Annotated in this window: 1 pseudogene; it reads left to right on the top strand. The window is 54.4% G+C overall.

From position 1 onward, the window contains the following. Window positions 1-384 (top strand): annotated as a pseudogene (locus AACY08_RS30140) (IS4 family transposase); the annotation flags it as partial. Window positions 385-395 lie beyond the last annotated feature (11 nt).

Below are 395 nucleotides of genomic sequence, written 5' to 3' on the forward strand. Positions count from 1 at the left end.
CTGGGTTTCAGAGATATCAAAAGCTCGATGCAGCAGAACGCAATGACCTTACGCAGCAAGAAGATCGACTTGGTGTATCAGGAGGTCTGGGGCTTGTTGCTTGCCTACAACGTGATTCGCCGCGAAGCGAGTCAAGCCGCAATGGCTTTTGGTCGAGCGCCGTCGGATATCCGGTTCAAGCCAGCCTGCCAATACATCGCCGTTCAGTTGATCGTGATGGCAGCGGCTAACCCAATTTCAGCAACGGGAAGACGATTGGCGGAGCTAAGGGCGGGTGTTGGAGGGATGTTTCTGAACCACCGTCCAAGGCCTTCGAGACCCAGGACGGTGAAGATATCAAAGACCCGGTTTCCGGTGGATCGTAAGGCTGCTCCGCTTAAGTGAACAGCATTACC

It is taken from the genome of Pseudomonas sp. EL_65y_Pfl1_R83, assembly GCF_963970695.1.
Taxonomy (GTDB): Bacteria; Pseudomonadota; Gammaproteobacteria; order Pseudomonadales; family Pseudomonadaceae; genus Aquipseudomonas; species Aquipseudomonas tritici.